The 19522-nt window shown below is 59.0% G+C and carries 17 protein-coding genes; 4 read left to right on the forward strand and 13 right to left on the reverse strand.

The features are described from left to right. Positions 1-225: 225 nt before the first annotated feature. Positions 226-1311, reverse strand: coding sequence for a pyridoxal phosphate-dependent aminotransferase (locus tag CEC48_RS13070; protein WP_088424130.1), 1086 nt, complete (start codon positions 1309-1311; stop codon positions 226-228). A 361-nt stretch (positions 1312-1672) separates the two neighbouring features. Between CEC48_RS13070 and CEC48_RS13075 the strand changes: the two genes are divergently transcribed. Continuing rightward, positions 1673-2122 carry a hypothetical protein gene (locus tag CEC48_RS13075; RefSeq protein ID WP_088424131.1) on the forward strand — a complete coding sequence of 150 codons (450 nt, stop codon included), beginning with the start codon at positions 1673-1675 and terminating at the stop codon, positions 2120-2122. An 86-nt stretch (positions 2123-2208) separates the two neighbouring features. On the opposite strand, the gene CEC48_RS13080 is transcribed toward CEC48_RS13075, so the two are convergent. The 4 genes from CEC48_RS13080 to glyA form a co-directional block, all read right to left on the reverse strand. Then, positions 2209-3651, reverse strand: a complete 1443-nt coding sequence (locus CEC48_RS13080) for a cytochrome c (RefSeq protein WP_088424132.1) — start codon at positions 3649-3651, stop codon at positions 2209-2211. Positions 3652-3654: 3 nt separating this feature from the next. Beyond that, the gene (locus CEC48_RS13085; RefSeq protein ID WP_088424133.1) at positions 3655-5244 is read right to left on the reverse strand and encodes a GMC family oxidoreductase; all 1590 of its coding nucleotides are present in this window, start codon (positions 5242-5244) and stop codon (positions 3655-3657) included. 14 nt (positions 5245-5258) lie between these two features. After that, complete coding sequence (locus CEC48_RS13090; RefSeq protein ID WP_088424134.1) at positions 5259-5810, reverse strand: sugar dehydrogenase complex small subunit; 552 nt, start codon at positions 5808-5810, stop codon at positions 5259-5261. 241 nt (positions 5811-6051) lie between these two features. Beyond that, positions 6052-7407, reverse strand: coding sequence for a serine hydroxymethyltransferase (gene glyA / locus CEC48_RS13095; protein WP_088424135.1), 1356 nt, complete (start codon positions 7405-7407; stop codon positions 6052-6054). Between the two features lie 277 nt (positions 7408-7684). Between glyA and CEC48_RS13100 the strand changes: the two genes are divergently transcribed. Both CEC48_RS13100 and CEC48_RS13105 read left to right on the forward strand, forming a co-directional pair. After that, positions 7685-8290, forward strand: coding sequence for a helix-turn-helix transcriptional regulator (locus CEC48_RS13100; RefSeq protein WP_176438712.1), 606 nt, complete (start codon positions 7685-7687; stop codon positions 8288-8290). Further along, complete coding sequence (locus CEC48_RS13105; RefSeq protein WP_088424136.1) at positions 8277-9173, forward strand: queuosine precursor transporter; 897 nt, start codon at positions 8277-8279, stop codon at positions 9171-9173. The genes CEC48_RS13100 and CEC48_RS13105 overlap by 14 nt, the downstream gene beginning before the upstream one ends. Before the next feature lie 42 nt (positions 9174-9215). Here the strand turns inward: CEC48_RS13105 and queC are convergent, their stop codons facing one another. The 8 genes from queC to hmpA form a co-directional block, all read right to left on the reverse strand. Continuing rightward, complete coding sequence (queC, locus tag CEC48_RS13110; protein ID WP_088424211.1) at positions 9216-9908, reverse strand: 7-cyano-7-deazaguanine synthase QueC; 693 nt, start codon at positions 9906-9908, stop codon at positions 9216-9218. A 191-nt stretch (positions 9909-10099) separates the two neighbouring features. After that, positions 10100-10987 (reverse strand): heme o synthase, encoded by an 888-nt coding sequence (gene cyoE / locus CEC48_RS13115; RefSeq protein ID WP_017480052.1) that lies wholly within the window; start codon positions 10985-10987, stop codon positions 10100-10102. Between the two features lie 11 nt (positions 10988-10998). Then, the gene (gene cyoD, locus CEC48_RS13120) at positions 10999-11334 is read right to left on the reverse strand and encodes a cytochrome o ubiquinol oxidase subunit IV (protein WP_003216374.1); all 336 of its coding nucleotides are present in this window, start codon (positions 11332-11334) and stop codon (positions 10999-11001) included. Beyond that, the gene (locus tag CEC48_RS13125; protein WP_088424137.1) at positions 11334-11960 is read right to left on the reverse strand and encodes a cytochrome o ubiquinol oxidase subunit III; all 627 of its coding nucleotides are present in this window, start codon (positions 11958-11960) and stop codon (positions 11334-11336) included. Before CEC48_RS13125 ends, cyoD begins: the two co-directional genes overlap by 1 nt. 3 nt (positions 11961-11963) lie before the next feature. After that, complete coding sequence (gene cyoB / locus CEC48_RS13130) at positions 11964-13982, reverse strand: cytochrome o ubiquinol oxidase subunit I (RefSeq protein WP_088424138.1); 2019 nt, start codon at positions 13980-13982, stop codon at positions 11964-11966. Positions 13983-13985: 3 nt separating this feature from the next. Then, positions 13986-14927: a ubiquinol oxidase subunit II gene (cyoA, locus tag CEC48_RS13135; protein ID WP_088424139.1), complete on the reverse strand. Its 942-nt coding sequence runs from the start codon at positions 14925-14927 to the stop codon at positions 13986-13988. A 799-nt stretch (positions 14928-15726) separates the two neighbouring features. Then, positions 15727-16233 (reverse strand): disulfide bond formation protein B, encoded by a 507-nt coding sequence (locus CEC48_RS13145; RefSeq protein WP_088424140.1) that lies wholly within the window; start codon positions 16231-16233, stop codon positions 15727-15729. Positions 16234-16517: 284 nt separating this feature from the next. Then, positions 16518-17699: an NO-inducible flavohemoprotein gene (gene hmpA / locus CEC48_RS13150; RefSeq protein WP_088424141.1), complete on the reverse strand. Its 1182-nt coding sequence runs from the start codon at positions 17697-17699 to the stop codon at positions 16518-16520. 147 nt (positions 17700-17846) lie between these two features. On the opposite strand from hmpA, the gene norR reads away from it, so the two are divergent. Then, positions 17847-19391 (forward strand): nitric oxide reductase transcriptional regulator NorR, encoded by a 1545-nt coding sequence (norR, locus tag CEC48_RS13155; RefSeq protein ID WP_088424142.1) that lies wholly within the window; start codon positions 17847-17849, stop codon positions 19389-19391. The last annotated feature ends 131 nt before the right edge of the window (positions 19392-19522 follow it).

Below are 19522 nucleotides of genomic sequence, written 5' to 3' on the forward strand. Positions count from 1 at the left end.
TCATGTCCAGAGCGGAGAGGTGAGTGGCAGCATGGGCTCCCACACGTGCTTTAAGCACTCCGGGCATTCAGCTTGCCACTCACCGCTCTCACCCTCAGCTTAATCCCGGATCAAGACACAAGCGGGCTTGCTCGCGAAGACGGTGGGTCAGTCACGTATGCATTGACCGACACTGCGCTTTCGCGAGCAAGCCCGCTCCCACATTTGACCTGCGTCGCAGCGAATTCAGCGTACGACCTGAGCCGCAAACACCTCGCGAAACCGCCGCATCTCGTCAGCATTCCCCACCGTGACCCGCACCCACTGCGGCCAGTTTTTCCACACGCGCCCAATCCTCACGCCCTGCCCGCCCAGCCGTTCAATGACCTGTTCCGCCGGCCGGCCCACGTCAATCATGAAGCAGTTGCTGTGGGACGCCGTGCACGTGAATCCCCGGGTTTTCAGCCAGGCCACCGTCTCATCCCGCAACCGGGTATTCAGCGCCTTGCGCGCCGGCACCAGTTGCGCATCCTCAAGACTGGCGCGGGCAGCGAGCAAGCTGGCGGCCGCCGGCACGTTATCCCCGCCAAACACCGCCAGTCGTTCCAGCAGCGCCGGGTGACCGATCGCCAACCCCAGCCGCGCGCCGGCCAGGCCGTAGATTTTCGAGAACGTACGCAGCACCAGCAAGTCGTCATGGTCTTTGACCCACGCCACACAGCTGGGCGCATCGCTGAAGTCGATGTAGGCCTCGTCCACCAGCAAAATGCTGCCTTGGGGTTTGTTCGCCAGCGCCTGCTCGATGGCCTTGACGGGCGTAAGGGTGCCGGTGGGGTTGTTCGGGTTGCAGAGGTAGATCAGGCCGGGCTGGCGGTCAACGGCGAGCATCGCTGGCAGGTCGTGGGCGTGGTCGGCGGTGAGGTCTACTTCGTGCACCGGGGCCTTGCGCGACTCAGCCGCCTGGCGCGGTACTTCGTAGGAAGGCGTCGCCATCACCAGGCTGCGGGTTTCGCTGGTAAACGCCAGCACCGCGTAGCGCAACGCGGCCATGGAGCCGGCAAACACCGCCACCTGCTCGTCCAAAATCCCCTGCTGCCTGGCAAACTGTTCGGCCAGCGCGTACATGGCCGGGTAAGGGTAGCGGCCCGAGGCGGCAATGCCGCGCTGCATGGCCTGCCGCGCGGCCGGCGATGGGCCGTAGGGGCTTTCGTTGTAGTTGAGCAGCACCTCGGGCGTCGCCACGGCGGGGCTTGCCTCAGCCCAGTCCAGACGCCCCAGCAACGGCAAGGCCGCGGCCAGTGCGATCAGGGAACGACGGCTCACGTTGACCATGATGAACTCTCCTTGTCGGCTCGCAGCTTCAGGTGCGGGATTCGCCCCCGTTCCTACAGTTGGGTATGACGAGGAAAACACCCGGTGATTTACCCGGCCAACAAAAAGCCCCGCGCTTCAGACTGAAGGCGGGGCTTTTTTCTGGCAAAACCATCACACAGCAGAAAGACGATCCACCCTATCCGGCAACCTTTACACCGAACCTTAGAATTCAGCAGCATAAAAATTCCACAAAGGCGCCAGAAAAAATCTGTGAAACTGTCAATTCTCACAGTTACCAAAGGCCGCGCGCCTCAATACATTCCTTGGCAGCACTGGGCGGACTCTCCATCCAGGTTCGCGTACTACAAGGAATCGACCCATGAAGAATACAATTTCCACATCGACCGTCATCGTTGAGCGAGAAGTGGCGGCGGATGTTTCCGTGCTGCAGGATCATCTGAACTTCGCCTCAAACTCCGTCACCGTTGAAAACCAGACAGCTCGGTTAGTCATAAGAGCCTACCAGACGGCGTTCGCCCCCTTCCGTATCTATCAAATCAGCTTTGGTATTCCTCATGGACTCGAGGCAAAAACCTACCCACTCGGGACAGCTGAAAATGGACTACTTGCCCACTATTTGCCACCGAACACGAGCCCTCTGGACTCATACAACGCCATCAGCGGAAGCATCACCTTTTATGAAGCTCCTTCCCCTACTCGAATCCGTGGAAAGTTCCACTTCGAAGCGCAAAAGTTCGATGAGAATCAGCCTGAAATTGCCCACATCAGAAACGGCACACTGGAGATCGAGGTCGATCAAGCCAAGTGAAGTCGGGTGAGCAAACATCCGGAGATTTACCCGGCCAACAAAAAGCCCCGCGCTTCATACCGAAGGCGGGGCTTTTGCGTTTCTACCTACTTGGAATGAAAACACCGGTTCAATGCGACTCGCTTGGCCTGCACTTCCCGCAGGTGTTTACGGTGACGCCGCCACAGCACCAGCACGATGAGCAGCACCAGCGCCAACAGGCCTCCGCCCCACAGCAGGTACGGCATCGCTGTAATCAACAACGGCGCCTCCCCACCACGGCACAGGCTGGTCACTTCGTCGGAACTGACGCTCAGCGCCGGGTTGCCGAAGGTTTGCAGGCTGTAGTTGGCGATGGCGGCGATTTGCGCGTCGTTCAGGTCGCCGCCCAGGGCCGGCATGCTCACTGCGCCGTCGGCACCTTTACGGTCGATGCCCGCGATGATCGCCATCACCAGGTTGTTGGCCTGGTTGCCGTTGAGCGCGGTGTTTAGGCTCAGGGACGGGTAGAACTTGTCAGCACTGCCCTGGCCATCGCGGCCGTGGCAACTGGAGCACGCCGAGTTGTAGAGCCGCGCGCCATTCAGGCCGGTGGCGTCGACCAGTGAGGCCTGGTCGCCCTGGCCGGTTTCCAGGGTGCTCATGGCCACCGGTGTGACTTTGCGCACTACCCGTTCGGTCTGCCCGGGATCGCGGATCGGCGGCACGGTGTGCAGGTAGGCCGCCATGGCGTGCAGGTCGCTGTCGCTGAGGTAGCGCAGGCTGTTTTCCACCGCTTCGGCCATGCCGCCAGCCGCCTGGGCCTTGTCGGCGAGGTGACCGTTTTTCAGGAAGTTGACCAGGTCATCTTCGCTCCAGTCTCCCAGGCCGCTGACCTTGTCGGAGGTGATATTCGGCGCGACCCAGCCGCCCAGTTTGGCACCGGCCAGGTACTGGCTGTTGTTCTCGGCCATCAAGGCGTTACGCGGGGTGTGGCAGGCGCCGCAGTGGGCCAGGTTGTCCACCAGGTACTGGCCACGGCGGGTCTGTTCGTTGGCGCCGGGCTTGGGCACAAAACCCTGGCTGTCGAGGAACACCAGGTTCCAGCCGAACATCAGTTGGCGGATGTTGAACGGGAACGCCAGGTGCGTTTCCGGCACCGGCTGGTCCACGGCTTTGACGCCCTGTTGCAGGTACACATACAAGGCGTGGATGTCGTCATCGCTCATGCCTTGGTACGAGGTGTAAGGCATCGCCGGGTACAGGTGCTGGCCCTTGGCGTTGATGCCTTTGCGCAAGGCGTCCGCCAGTTGCTGCTCGGTGTAGTCGCCGATGCCGTAGGCCTTGGACGGGGTGATGTTGCTGGAGATGATCTTGCCCATGGGCGAGTCGATCACATACCCACCGGCCAGCGGCGCGCCGCCATGTTCGGCGGTGCGGTGACAGGCTTCGCAATCGCCGGCACGGGCCACATAGGCGCCTTTCTGGATCAGTGCAGCGGTGTCTTCAGCGGCGAATACCGGCAACGCGGCAAGCAGCAAGGCCAGCAACGGTAATTTAAGCAATCCCATGGCCTAGACCTCCCGCGCGATGATGTCGGCCATACGGATACTCAGCGCCACGCCGGCCAGGGTCGGGTTGATGGTGCCGGAGGCCGGAATCACTCCGGTGGTGGCGAGGAACAGGTTGGCGTGGTCGTGGGTGCGGCACTCGTGGTTGACCACCGAGTCCTTGGGGTTGGCACCCATAATCACGGTGCCCATCAGGTGGTCGCGGTTCTGGTAGCCGGTGTTGTCTTCCACCACCGTGCCGCCCATCAGTTGCACGAAGTGCGCATAGTCTTCGGTAACGCCGGCCTTGGCCGCCTTCACGTAGTCGCCCACCTCGTAATTGACCACCAGCATCGGAATGCCCAGGGCGTCCTTGCGGGTGCGGCTGGGGCGCACGGTGTTGGTCTGCAATGGCAGGGTTTCATACACGGTGGACACGTCGACCCAACGCGCCGCGTCGTGGCGGATGCGCTCGTCCAGTTCCTTACCGTACACGCCCTGGGCGATCAGCCGTTTGGCCACGGCGATGTTCGGCACGTTGTTGGAGATCGAGTGTTTGACCGACGCCCGTTCCTTGCGGAACTCGCCGTCGCGGCGATTGAAAATCCCGCCCTGCTGCACGGCCCCGCGTCCCGGCCACAACGGCTCGTCGGCGATAAATTGCAGGCCTTGGCCGGTGTGGTCCATCAGGTTGCGACCGACCTGGTCGGAGGCGTTGGCCACCTCGGAAATCAGCAGCAACTTGGGGGTTTCCAGGCCATGGGCGGCGACGATGAAGTACTTGGCCGTGAGCCGCACATCGGCGCCGGTGGAGCTGCGGTAATGGATGGCGACGATCTTGTCGTCTGCGCCTTTTTCCAGCTTGTAGGCGGTGGCGTCGGTGATCAGTTTGGCGCCGGCCTGTTCGGCGTGGCGGGCGTGCACATCGCCGCTGTACATCGCGCCGATGGGGCAGACCGGCATGCAGTTGTTGTTGCCGCTGCACGCCGGGCGCCCGTCGTAGGGTTCGGTGGCGCGGCCGTTGGGCTCATGGATAAAGTGATAACCCGCCGGGGCCATGCGTTCGCGCAAGCGCTGGAACAGGTAGGTATCGCCTTCCGGCGCCATCGGATAGGGGCTTGAGCGCGGCGGGAAAGCGCCACCGCCCTGCCCGCTCTGGTCCTGGGTGTCGCTGCCGCATACGCCCAGGGCAATTTCTGCGCGCACGTAATAGGGTTCCAGCTCGCTGTATTCCAGCGGCCAGTCGCGACCTACGCCGTACAGCGTCTTGAGTTTCATGTCGTTGGGCAAGTAACGCCAGCACGCCGCTGCCCAGTGCCAGGTGGTGCCGCCCACCAGTTTCAACATGCCGGGGCGGAACTCGAAAGAACCGGTGTTTTCGATGTATTGCTCATCATAAGAATGATGGGCCCACGGCTCATTCGGATACGGTGAGTTGTAATTGCCCTTGTTCGACGAATTACGGAAGTTCTCGACTATCTTCCAGCGGGGAATATGTTCACCCGCTTCCAGAATAATCACCGACTTGCCGAGTTTGGCCAATTCAAATGCTGCGTTACTGCCTAATGCGCCGGAGCCAACCACAATGACATCGGCGTCAAAATCCTGATTCATAAAAGTGCCTTGTCTTAGTCGTTGGCCAGCGTGGCCGGAGGATTAACCCAGTAATTGGTTTTTCCTCGGGAATACGTCGGGATCACCGTGGCGTCTGCGGTTGGCGCATAGGCCAGGGCGCCGGTGAAGGTCACCAGCCGCGTGCCGTCGGTGGCGCGCAGGGACACCGGGGTGCCGGTGTAGCCCAGGTACCAGGCCGAGACGATTTTCTGCGTCGTATCCTTGACCACCGCGTCGCGGTAGAACGGGCTGCCAGACAACTGGCTGACGCTGCGCAGGTGATGCTGGCCGACCTTGCTCCACAAGGCTTTCATCTTCTGGGGGAATGCTGGGTCGTTCTGGGTGCACTGGGCCAGGATGCGCAAGGACAAGGCGGCATCCAGGCTCGGACGTTCGAGGAGGAACATCGATAATTGGCGGAAGGATTCAATGTCGTCGCTGGCCGCGCTGCTGACATCCTGCGCCAACGCAGAACCTGCCCACAGCGGGGCAAACAGGCCGGCACCGGTCAAGGCTGCGCCTGAATATAGGAGTTTTCTTCGGGTTATCACGGGATATCTCCTCATGAGTCGAACAACTATCGGCGCATGGGCCAAGTTCGACTTCACTGCAAAAGGCTGAGTACTTCGTTCACGGAGGTTGAACGGACTTTAAGAGCCCTTTTTATAACTGCCAGGAGAACGCCAAGCTGTCATGCAGCTTGTTAATTATGAAGATGAGCAATAGCGCGACCATCTATAACAGCCGCTTAAACACCGTACAGCAATTTATCCCGTAATAACATGAAACATCCCCACGGATGATTGCTCAGTTGCGCAGGTAATCAGCGATGGGGTACTTCGCGCATAAGGTTTGGGCCCGCAAATACAAGGCTTCCCGCGTGGAGGGGTCGAGGGTGTACTTGTGCTCGTTGAGCGGCGTGACCGCGTCGAGTACGCGGCAAATCAGGTCGACGACCTGGCGGCATCCGTGGGCATCGATGTGGCGTTGCGCCAGGGAACCGGTGCCGATACACAACCCGTTGGCGACGAATGACGGGCGCGCCTCCCCCGGTGCGCGGTGCTTATCCACGGTGATGCCGCACTGCTCCAGCGCCGCCTGGGCGATGGTACCGGTGATGCCACCACGCAAGCGGATCAGGACCGAGTGGTTCTCACTGCGCCCGCCTGTAACCTCGTAGTCACAGTCTTGAAACGCGCTGGCCAATTCATCGGCAGTGGTGCGAACCCGCGCCATCCAGGCATCGAATTCTGCTGACATTGCGTAGCCGAACGCGGCCGCTTTCGCCGCGATCATGTTGAAGGCCGGCGCGCCCTGCATCCGTGGGAACACCGCTTGGTCGAGGAGCCGGCTGAACGTGGTCTTGAGGCCGGGCACCTTGGTTTCAGCGTCGCGCCCGGAAAGGATCAGGCCGCCACGCGGGCCGCCAAGCTGGCGGTGGGTGCACAGCGTGGTGACGTGGGCCGCATTGACCGGGCTCGGATGGCGCCCGGTGGCGACCAGGCCGGCGATTGTCGAAATGTCCGCCAGCAGGATCGCTCCGGCTTCGTCGGCAATCGCGCGGAACCGCTCGAAATCAATGATGTGCGAATAGGCCGTCGCACCGCAGATGATCACCCGCGGGCGATGAGCCAGCGCCAATGTGCGCACCTGGTCGTAGTCGATAAGACCCTTGGAGGTGGTGCCGTACCTGAGCGCCTTGTAGTACGCGCCGGTGAACGCCACAGGGCTGCCATGGCTCAGGTGCCCGCCGTGGTCCGTAGCCATGCCGAGCACCGTGTCTCCCGGCTCCAGCAAGGCCGCCAGCACCTGGTAGTTGGCGGTGGACGCGGAATGAGATTGCACGCCGGCGTATTGCGCACCGAACAGCTCACACGCTCGGCGGACAGCCAGGGACTCGACCCGGTCGGCATTCTCGCACCCGGCGTGATGACGCCGGCCGGGTGTGCCCTCTGCGGTCACGTTGACCAGCACCGAGGCAGACGCCGCCAGGATATGCGGCTTCACTGCGCAGGACGAAGAGGCGAGTGACAGGGTTTGGTGTTGGCGCGTGACTTCCGCATCCAGCAGCCCCGCCAGCTCCGCGTCTTCTGCCCGTAGATCCGCCCGCCCTCGTTGCAGCAGGCCGGCGTGGTGGGTAAGTGGTTGCGTGTTGACTGTCATAGTCGTGTGTTCCTTCCCTGAAAATCCCGTTCGCCTTTCCATTGGGCGCAGGGCAATTAAGCAGAAAAATGAACATTTTCCAAATTAAATGATTCTTTTTGGCTGAGCATGGGGGACAAGGCACGGTTTTCCCTGGCTGGATGCTGGCCAATCGCCAAAAAGCTGATCACGGTCTTTATTCTTGTAGCGGGCGCATGCAACACTTCGCGCCGCGGCGAAGCACGCACCCCAGCGCAACATGGACGCTCTGTGAAAAACATAAGGATGTGGTGGGCACTTGATTCATAGAAAAGAACGCACCGAGTATTTGAAGAGCAACATCAAATACCTGATCAAAAGCCGCGGAGAGACGCAGCTGTCGTTGTGCAACGCGGCCGGCCTGACCAGAACCACGATCTACAATATTCTGGAAGGCAAGGTCGTCAACGTACAGCAGTCCACCGTGCGCAAAATCTCGGATTTCTTTGGTGTGTCTTATGAAGAAATCGAGACCCTCGATTTTGAAGAGAAAGAGATCATCGACAGCAGTATTTCCCCTCAGGGAAATATGAACCCCGCTGCCGTGCCGATCATCAAGCAAAGCCTGGTGCTGACGAGCATGGACAAGCGCATTGGCGAACTGGCCACGCTGTACCCGCTGACCTACTACTTCGGCACTTCCTACAACTTGATTGGCGTTTTGCTGGAGAGTGAGATCCCTGGCGTGAATGAGCCTGGCGACCTGCTGATCGTGCAGAAGGGCTCGTCGAGCGACGATAAAGAAAAGCTGGTATACGACCGCGCAACCCAAAAACTGTTTATCACGGATGAAGCCTGCGTGAGCTCGGATCGTATCTGTGTGGTGGGAGATATTGTCGAGGAGCGTTTCAATGACCACGTATGAGGGCGAAGCCGAAAACAGTAAGTACAAACTGTTGGGCTTCGAGAATGACAAGAGCCTGGCGGTGATCATGGTGATCGCCACCGGCAAGATCATTCGAATAAAGCTGAGCGAAGTGCTGAAAAGCGAAATCATGGACAATTTAAACAAAATGGAAGTCAAGAACATGTACAAGAAGTTCTATTCACAGGGCGGAGCGCTCACCGCCTACGACCTCAATGACCGCAATGAGAACTCATGGATGATTTACATCGTCCTGAACTTGCTGCTCTTTACGTTTTATATCTTTACCAGTATTGCCGCGACCAAACCCATTTACCTGGAGTCGCTGGGCATTATCGTCACACCCGGCACGTTTCTTTACCCGCTGACGTTTTTGATCGTGGACTTGCTCAACGAGCAGTTCGGCCTTCGGCTGGCGAGAAGGGCCATCCTGTTTGCGTTTGCCAGCAACGCGATGATTATCATCCTGCTCTACGGCTCGACCTTCCTCCCCGGCCTGCCAGGCTGGAAGCTCGACGGGCCTTACAATGATGTGATCATTCAAGTGTCGTCGGTGCTGGTGGCGTCTTCGATTTCTTTCCTGGTTTCGGAAAATATAAATTCGTACCTGCTGTGCAAAATCAAAGAACTGACCAATTCCAAATATCTATTTTTGCGCATTTTTCTAAGTACGTTTTTCGCGGTGATTATCGACAGTTTCCTGTTCTGCTTCATCGCGTTCTACGGCGCCATGCAAACCAGCGACCTCCTGAACATGATCTACGTGCAGATCGCGATCAAAGTCTGCTTTGCCTTCTTCAACATCTTGCCGGCCTACGGTGCCCGCTCGCTGTTCAAGCGCTACATCACGGGCGAAAACCAGGCCCAACCACAAGGCAACTGACCAGTGATGATCGTTCCCACGCTCGCGTGGGAACGATCAGCTTCACGCCAGTTTGCTTTTCAGGCTCTGCATGACGGCTGTCTTGTTTTCCAGGTAGTCGTTCAAGCCGCGTGCGCGAAGGTTGCACGCATCGCAGTTGCCACAGCCCGTACCGATAATGCCGTTGTAGCAGGTCAGGGTCTGGTTGCGGATCAGGTCCAGCTGGTTGTGGAAATCCGCCAGGGCCCAGGTCTCGGCCTTGTTCAGCCACATCAGCGGCGTTTCCAGGCGCACGTCGTATTCCATGCCCAACTGCAGCGCTTTATTCAGCGCCTTGACGAACTCGTCCCGGCAATCGGGATAACCCGAGAAGTCGGTTTCGCACACGCCGGTGATCACGGTTTCTGCCTTTACCTGATAGGCGTAAATCGCCGCCAGGGTTAAAAACAGGATGTTCCGGCCCGGCACGAAGGTGCTCGGCAAACTCTCGCCGGAGCTGTTTACCGTGGGCACCGGGATGTTGTCGCGGGTCAGGCTGCTGATGGCCAACTCGTTCAACAACGACACGTCCATCACTTTGTGAACGGTGGCGCCCAGCTGTTTGGCGAGCGTCTGTGCGACTTCAACTTCGGCCACATGACGCTGGCCATAATCGAAGGTAATGCAGTGCACTTCGTCATACAGCGCCAGTGCCTGGATCAGGCAGGTGGTTGAGTCCTGCCCGCCACTGAATACGATAACGGCTTTTTTCTTCATCATTTCTGCTTCCTGCATTTTTCAAGTGTGTAGGAGCGAGGGGGACGCCTAGTGCTTGCTCGCGAAAAACGTCAATGATAACGCAGCGCATCTGGTTTAACGCAGCGCCCTCAGGTTTTTCGCGAGCAAGCCCGCTCCCACAAAAAAGCCCCGCGCTTCTCTCGAAGGCGGGGCTTTTTTACTGCATCCACTCAGTGGGCGTACGTCAGCAGCAACTCTTTCGGCACCTGGAAATCCAGGGACATCATCACGCTCAAGGCGGTGATGGTGAAGATCGAGAAGACGAACAGCTTACGTGCCCAGACGGTGTCATCCACCGCCTTGTAGCCGGTCCAGGCCATGTACAACCAATACATGCCCATGGCGGCGGCAACGGCGAGGTAGCTCATGCCGGCGTAGCCACTGAAGGTCAACATCAAGGTCGCCACGAGGAAGGCCAGGATGTAGAGCAGGATGTGTTTCTTGGCGACCTTGATGCCACGCTTGACCGGAAGAACCGGAATCGAGGCAGCGAGGTAGTCATTGAAGCGGAAGATCGCGATGGCATAAGAGTGCGGCATCTGCCACAGGCTGAACATCACCAGTAGCACCAGCGCGGCCATGTCGAAGCTATTGGTCACAGCCACATAACCAATCACCGGTGGCATCGCCCCCGACAGACTGCCCACCAGCGTGCCGTGAACCGACTTGCGCTTGAGGTACAGGCTGTAGAAGCCGACGTAGATGACAAAGCCGATCACGGCAAACAGCGCCGCCAGCGGGTTGGCCACCTTGTACAACAACACCACGCCTGCGATACCCAAAACGGTCGCGAAGATCAGTGCCAGTTTCAGGGAGATAAGGCCCTGCACCAGCACACGATTCTTGGTGCGTTCCATCTTGATGTCGATATCGCGGTCGATGCAGTTGTTGAATACACAACCGGAAGCTACCACCAGGGACGTGCCGATCATCGCAGCCAGGAATATGGCCAGATCGACATGCCCCTTGGAGGCCAGGAAAAAGCCGCCTGCCACAGAAAGCACGTTACCGAAAATGATCCCCGGTTTGGTGATTTGGATAAAGTGCTTAAGCGACATCGGGTCTTACCTCACTTCGCCATCATGAACGTATGGATGCTGAACATGATCCATACCGACAGGCCAACCAGCAGGAGGATTACCAAACCTGCGAACACGAACGCAATCACGTTATCGCGCTGAGCCTTCGAGCGGTCCAGGTGCAGGAAGTACACCAGGTGAACCAGAACCTGAATCACCGCGAACGCCAGGACGATCATCAAGGTGATCGATTTCGGCAAGGTCGGGTACATCACCAGGCCAAACGGGATCAGCGTCAGGATGACCGACAGGATGAAGCCAATGGCGTACGACTTGACGCTGCCGTGACTATCATCGTGGCTGTCATGGGAATGTGCATTAGCCATTATAGAGTCCCCATCAGGTAGACAACGGTGAAGACGCAGATCCAGACCACGTCCAGGAAGTGCCAGAACAGGCTCAGGCAGCTCAGGCGAGTCTTGTTGGTGTTGGTCAGGCCATGCTTGTTGACCTGATACATCATGGTCGCCATCCAGATCAGACCGGCAGTTACGTGCAGACCGTGGGTGCCTACCAGCGTGAAGAACGCCGACAGGAAGCCGCTACGGTGCGGGCCGTAACCTTCGGAGATCAGCAGGTGGAACTCGTTGACCTCCATACCGATGAAGCCCAGGCCGAACAGGAAGGTCAGTGCCAACCAGCTCAGTACGCCTTTCTTGTTGCCCTTGTAGAAGGCCAACATGGCGAAGCCGTAGGTGATCGAGCTGAACAACAGCAAGGCGGTTTCGCCGAGCACGTAAGGCAGTTCGAAGATGTCGTGGCCCGACGGGCCACCCGCTACGTTGTTTACCAGTACCGCGTACACCGCGAAGATCGACGCAAACAAGATGCAGTCGGTCATCAGGTAGAGCCAGAAACCGAAGACGGTCATTGGCCCCGAGTCGTGGTGATGGTCATCGTGCCCATGGTCATCGACATGGGCGTGTCCAGCATTGGTCACTAAGTTCGACATGGTTTAAGCCTGTTCCAACGAGGTTTCAACACGGTTGGCCGGGATCTTCTTCTCGGCAACCAGGCGAGCGTGTTGCTCGGCTTCGATGCGTTCGATCACGTCGACCGGCACCATGTAGCCTTGGTCATCACGGGCAGCGTGAACGATGAAGTAGCCGATGGTGCCCACCAGGCCAACGATGGCCAGCCACCAGATGTGCCAGATCATCGCGAAACCGAACACGGTCAACAGCGCACCCATCACAACGCCGGTAGCGGTGTTGTTAGGCATGTGGATCGGCTCGTAATGCGCAGGTTTCTGGTACGCAGTACCGCCTTCCTTGGCTTCGGTGAACGGATCGATGCTGTCAGCCTTAGGCAGTACGGCAAAGTTGTAGAACGGCGGTGGCGACGAAGTCGACCATTCCAGGGTGTGAGCATTCCATGGGTCGCCGGATTCGCACATGTTCTGCTTGCGATCACGCACGCTGACATACAGCTGGATCAACTGGCAGGCGATACCGACAGCGATCATCACCGCACCGAACATGGCAACGTACAGGTACGGTACCCACTCAGGGTTGGTGGTGGCGTTCAGACGACGGGTCATGCCCATGAAGCCCAAAGCGTAGAGCGGCATGAACGCGACGAAGAAGCCCGAGATCCAGAACCAGAATGCAGCCTTGCCCCAGCCTTCGTGCAGCTTGAAGCCGAACGCTTTCGGGAAGTAGAAGCTGAAGCCTGCGATGTAGCCGAATACTGCGCCGCCAATGATCACGTTATGGAAGTGAGCAATGACGAACAGGCTGTTGTGCAGTACGAAGTCAGCACCTGGGATGGCCAGCAGTACGCCGGTCATGCCGCCGATCGCGAAGGTCACCATGAAGCCCAGGGTCCACAGAACCTGGCTGGTGATACGCAGACGACCGTGGTAGATGGTGAATAGCCAGTTAAATAGCTTCACCCCCGTCGGGATAGAAATCAGCATCGTCGCCAGTCCGAAGAACGCGTTGACGCTGGCCCCCGAACCCATGGTGAAGAAGTGGTGCAGCCAAACCATGAAGCCCAGTACCGAGATCGCGCCCGAGGCGTAGATCATCGAGTGGTGACCGAACAGGCGCTTGCCCGAGAAGGTCGAGATCACTTCAGAGAAGATACCGAACGCTGGCAGGATCAGGATGTACACCTCAGGGTGACCCCATGCCCAGAACAGGTTCACGTACATCATTGGATTGCCACCAAGTTCATTGGTGAAAATGTGGAAATCCAGGTAACGGTCAAGCGACAGCAACGCCATGGTTGCAGCCAGAATCGGGAACGAAGCGACGATCAGTACGTTGGCCCAGGTGCAGGTCCAGGTGAAGATCGGCATGTCCATCAGCTTCATGCCAGGGGCGCGCATTTTCAAGACGGTGGCCAGGAAGTTGACCCCCGTCAGTGTCGTCCCGAGTCCTGATAACTGTAGCGCCCAGATGTAGTAATCCACACCCACGCCCGGACTGTAGGCAAGGCCCGACAGCGGCGGATACGCAACCCAACCGGTCTTGGCGAATTCGCCGACGCCCAGGGACAGGTTGATCAGTACCACGCCGGACACCAGCAGCCAGAAGCTCAAGGAGTTCAGGAACGGGAACGCAACGTCACGCGCACCGATCTGCAGCGGCAAGGCAAGGTTCATCAGGCCGGTGAAGAAAGGCATCGCCATGAAGATGATCATGATCACACCGTGAGCGGTGAAGATCTGGTCATAGTGTTCAGGAGGCAGGTAGCCAGGCGAACCCTCGGTGGCCATGGCCAACTGGGTACGCATCATGATGGCGTCGGCAAAACCACGCAGCAGCATGACCATGGCAACGATGACGTACATGACGCCGATTTTCTTGTGGTCGACAGACGTCAGCCACTCGGTCCACAGGTAGGTCCACTTCTTGAAGTAAGTGATACCTGCAAACAGTGCCAGACCACCCAGCGCGATCATGGCGATGGTCACCATCACGATCGGCTCGTGGAACGGGACCGCATCCCAACTTAATTTACCAAACATCGTTTACTCCTCTGCCCCAGCAGTTGAATGCGAGCCCGTGTCAGAACCTTCAACCGCGGCCACTTCTTTCTTCTCGTGCTCGATCGGCTTGCCTGGCTTCATACCTTCGTACTTGTCGACGATTTTCTGAAACAGGTCCGGCTCGTACGTGGAGTACAGGGCGACTGGGTTGTTCTGGCTTGGTTTGGCAAGGGCCTCGTATTCAGCTTGATCAAGCTGTTTAGGTGCGGCCTTGACTTCGGCTACCCAGGCGTTGAAATCTTCCTGGCTCGTCGAGATCGCTTTGAATTTCATGCCGGTGAAGCCAGCACCGCTGTAGTTGGCGGAGATGCCTTCCATTTCAGCTTTTTCGTTCGCGATCAGGTGCAGGCGGGTCTGCATGCCTGCCATCGCGTAGATCTGGCCGCCCAGTGCAGGGATGAAGAACGAGTTCATCACGGCGTCGGAGGTGATCCGGAAGTTAAGCGGGGTGTTCTCCGGGAACCGGATCTGGTTCACAGTGGCGATACCCAGGTCCGGGTAGATGAACAGCCACTTCCAGTCCAGCGCAACCACTTCGATGTTGATCGGCTTGACGTCGGAGTCCAGCGGACGGTAAGGGTCCAGCTCGTGGGTCGACTTATAGGTGATGTAACCCAGGGCGATGATGATGAGGATCGGGACCAGCCACACCGCGATTTCGATCTTGGTGGAGTGCGACCACTTCGGCGCGTAGGTCGCGCTGGTGTTCGACGCGCGGTATTTCCAGGCGAAGGCGAACGTCATGATGATCACGGGCACCACAACCAACAGCATCAGCAGGGTGGCGGTGATGATCAGGTTGCGTTGATCCAGACCGACCTGACCTTTGGGGTCGAGCAAGGTCCACTTGCAGCCTCCCAGCATTAACAGCATGCCGAGCAGCGGCAAAAAGCCTAGTAATCGGGGGTACCTGTTTTTACTCATCTCACGACCTCTAAAGCAGCTTGCGCAATGCAGTTGGGTTTTGATCGCCAACACTTCACCCTGCCAAGGGTTGGCATTTCTCTTCGATTGAATAAGGGCCTGCCCGTCGCACCTTGCGCGAATCGACACGTCCCGGGCTAGCGGTGAGTTCTTATTCGAATTCGTTGGTCAAAGGCCTTGTTACAGACCAATTCCATTTGGTGCGGATAGTTGAAAGGCTGCCGGCACCTGGGGTCGCATGAAACGTTACATCCGCTTCTCGACCGCCCTAGTTTGCTCAGGGGTGAGCAGCACCGGACATTCAGTGCGGGCGATTGTAGTTAGCTAGCGATGTATAAACCATGTCTTATCCAGAAATAATTTTTATCGTTTCCAGCAATAATCCTTCACCATTATTGCAAAGGTCCGCGATCGTATCGCGTTTGATTCTCGACAAAAACCACAAAAAATGCCGTGTTATTGGGCATTTCGCCACTTCCCCTACAGGCTGTAAGGGCATCAAAAACGGATCCAAGTGCCCTGAAAACAAGGCATTCGTACATCTGCCAATGTCGCCGACCTCACGCCCTTCGCGGCACCGACCAAACGACGAACTGACAGCCACAAAACGCCGCTTGGTGCAAATTTTTGCCGCGTTTCCCGGGGTCAGAAACGTCCTGCGACAGCTTCCGTGTGACAACATGTCGCATGCTGCGCGCACCCAATCTTGCCCCGCGTCACGGCGCCTTCACAAAATGCCTACAAACAAAAACGCCCCGGCCTTCTTTATCGGAAGGCCGGGGCGTTTGGTGGTTTCGGGTCAGGCTTTGCCCTGGCGATTCCGGTAAATGCCCAGCGGTACCAGGATAACGGTCAGCACAAAGGCCACCAGCGCCCACTGAGCCAGGGACAGGCCAAGGACGGGTGGGTAAGGCGTCTCACAGAAGCCGTCCACCTGGAAACCGAGGGGGAACACCGATGCCAGCGGCAAGCCATCGACAATCGGTTGCAGCACATCGATGCCGCAGCTGACCTTCGGAAAGTACTGGATGTACACGTGATAGCCGGCGGCGGCGACACCACCGAGGGCGCTGAGGGTTACCAGTGCTTCAAACACCGTAACGCTGCGGGTGGTGCGCATGGCGGCACCGATAAAGGCGAAGAGTGCGATCAGCAGCAAGGCATAACGTTGCAGGATGCACAGCGGGCAAGGTGCCTCGCCCAGTACCACCTGCATGTACAGCGCCCCGCCGATCAGCGCCAGGCAGATGATGCCCAGCAGTACCAGAAAGCGTCGCTCCCTGCCCAAACGCAATTCGTCGATCATCCCCGTTTCCCTTTAGCCAATGATGGTTGTGCCAATGGCCGCAAGTTTACACGTGGAATGCGAAAGTTGAGCTGTTGGCGTGAGGAGGTTTAAACAGGGAGGGTTAACAGCGGATTAATCTGGGGAACTGTTTCGAAACTTCCTTGCGACCGAGTCCTTTGTGGCGAGGGGGCTTGCCCCCCGTTGGGCTGCGCAGCAGCCCCAAAAGAATGGGAGCGCTGCGCACTCCAACGGGGGACAAGCCCCCTCGCCACAGATAATCACAAGACCATAGGGGGTAAGGGTTATTCCAAAGCCGATGCCGGCCCAAAGAACTCATACCGGCTCTGCTTCTGCGGCACACCCAGGGCCTTCAGGTGACGCTTGATCGCCGCCATGAAGCCTTTAGGCCCCAGGAAGTACGCATCCACGTCGCGCTCCTGCGGCAACCACGCCGCCAGTTGCTCCTGGCTGAGCAGGCCGACCTTGTCCGCCGCCGGGCTCACGCCATCATCTTCGGCATAGCAGTAGAAGCGCTTGAGCTGCGGGTGCTGCGCGGCCAGGCCATCCACCCACTCGCGGAACGCATGCACGCCGCCGTTGCGTGCGCAATGGATAAAGTAAATCGGACGCTCGGTAGCCAGGGCAGCTTCGAGCATCGGCAGGGTTGGCGTGATGCCTACGCCGCCGCTGATCAGCACCAATGGCTTGTCGCTGGCTGCCAGGGTGAACTCACCCGATGGCGGGAACAGGTCAATGGTCGCGCCCACCTGAAACTCGTCATGCAGGTAGTTCGACACCCGGCCACCGGCTTGGCGCTTGACGCTGATGCGGTACTGGCCCGAGTCGCCACGCGCCGACAGAGAATAGTTGCGGCGTACTTCTTCGCCATCCAGCAACAGCTTCATGCCGATGTATTGCCCAGGCTCGGCGGCCAGGATCGGGCCGTTATCCACAGGCGCGAAGTAGAACGAGGTAATTTCCGCGCTCTCCTCCACTCGCTTGACCAGGCTGAACGAACGCGCACCGCGCCAGCCGCCCGGCGCTTCTTCCTTCTCTTTATAGATAGCCGCTTCGACACCGATCAAAATGTCGGCCAGTTGGCCATAGGCAGCGCCCCAGGCAGCCATCACTTCAGGGGTGGCGATTTCGCTGCCCAACACTTCAGAAATCGCCCGCAACAGGCAGGTACCCACAATCGGGTAGTGCTCCGGCAGGATCTGCAGGGCCACGTGCTTGTTGATGATCTTAGCCACCAGGTCACCCAACTGGTCCAACTGGTCGATGTGCCGGGCGTACATCAGCACGCCGTTGGCCAGGGCCCGGGGCTGGTCGCCGCTGGCCTGGTGGGCCTGGTTGAACAGCGGGCGCACCTGCGGGTATTCGGACAGCATCATGCGGTAGAAATGAGTGATCAGAGCTTCGCCGCCGCTTTCCAGCAGCGGCACGGTGGATTTGACGATGGCACGGTCTTGGGCACTAAGCATGGCAGACTCCTGAGGCTTCTTACTGATTACCCTTTGTTACTCAGTATTCATGCCAACTAATAAATACATATAAATCAACAACTTAAATTATATGTAGTCAGTATGACCTCATGCATTTTATAGTCACTATGACTACAAGGAGTCATTATGACTGCGCAACCACTGCTCACCACCCTGCTGCCCCTCGTCGCCGACCTGTCCCGCGAGCTGCCCGAAGGCGAGCGTTACCGGCGCCTGCTCCAGGCCATGCGCGCCTTGCTGCCCTGTGACGCCGCCGCCCTGCTGCGCCTCGACGGTGAATGGCTGGTGCCGCTGGCGGTGGACGGTTTGAGCACCGACACCCTTGGCCGGCGTTTCAAGGTCAGCGAGCACCCGCGCTTTGCCGTGCTGCTCAGCAGCCCCGGCCCTACCCGCTTTGACAGCGACAGCGAACTGCCCGACCCCTACGACGGTTTGGTGGATGGCCTGCACGGGCACCTGGAAGTCCACGACTGCATGGGCTGCCCACTGTTTGTCGACGACCAGCCCTGGGGTCTGCTGACCCTTGATGCCCTCGACACCGAGCGTTTTGAGCGGGTGGAACTGGACGCCCTGCAAGCCTTCGCCAGTCTCGCCGCCGCGACGGTCAATGTCGCCGAACGCATCGAACGCCTGGCACTGCGTGCCGAAGACGAACACCAGCGGGCCGAAATCTACCGCCAGGCCAGTGGCCAGCAGCACAAGGAAATGATCGGCCAAAGCAAAACCCACAAACGCCTGGTAGAAGAAATCAACCTGGTGGGCGGCAGCGACCTGACCGTGTTGATCACCGGCGAGACCGGCGTGGGCAAGGAACTGGTGGCCCAGGCGATCCACGCCGCATCAAACCGCGCCGAGAAACCACTGATCAGCCTCAACTGCGCCGCCCTGCCGGAAACCCTGGTGGAAAGCGAGCTGTTCGGCCATGTGCGCGGGGCGTTCACCGGCGCGCTGAATGAGCGCCGGGGCAAGTTCGAACTGGCGAATGGCGGCACGCTGTTTCTGGATGAAGTGGGCGAATTGTCCCTCACCGTGCAGGCCAAGCTGCTGCGGGTGCTGCAAAGCGGCCAGTTGCAGCGCTTGGGGTCGGACAAGGAGCATCAGGTAGATGTGCGCCTGATCGCCGCCACCAACCGGGATTTAGCCGAAGAAGTGCGCAGTGGCCGCTATCGTGCCGACTTCTACCACCGCTTGAGTGTGTACCCGCTGCAAGTCCCGGCGTTGCGCGAGCGTGGGCGCGATGTGCTGCTCCTGGCCGGCTTTTTTCTTGAACAGAACCGCTCACGCATGGGCCTGGGCAGCTTGCGCCTGACCAGCGATGCCCAGGCGGCGCTGCTGGCTTATACATGGCCGGGCAATGTGCGCGAGCTGGAACACTTGATCGGCCGCAGCGCACTGAAAGCGCTGGGCAATTGCCGGGAACGGCCGAAGATCCTCAGCCTGAGCGCGGCAGACCTGGACTTGCCGAACGTCACCGCGCCGCCGATCGACAAGCAGCCCGACGACGTGCCGGACGTCACCGGCGACCTGCGCCTGGCCACCGAGAACTATCAGCGCCAGGTCATCAGTGCCTGCCTGGAACGCCACCAGCACAACTGGGCCAGCGCGGCCCGCGAGTTGGGCCTGGACCGGGCCAACCTGGGGCGGATGGCCAAGCGCCTGGGCCTGAAATAACGAGCTCTGGTTCTCAGACAAAAGGGATTAAATGTGGGAGCTGTCGAGCTTTAGCGAGGCTGCGATGGCATCACCGCGGTGCACCTGCAAGGCCGCAGCGCCCGCATCGCAGCCTCGCTTGGGCTCGACAG

The organism is Pseudomonas sp. K2I15 (genome assembly GCF_002204795.1).
In the GTDB taxonomy this organism is placed as follows: domain Bacteria; phylum Pseudomonadota; class Gammaproteobacteria; order Pseudomonadales; family Pseudomonadaceae; genus Aquipseudomonas.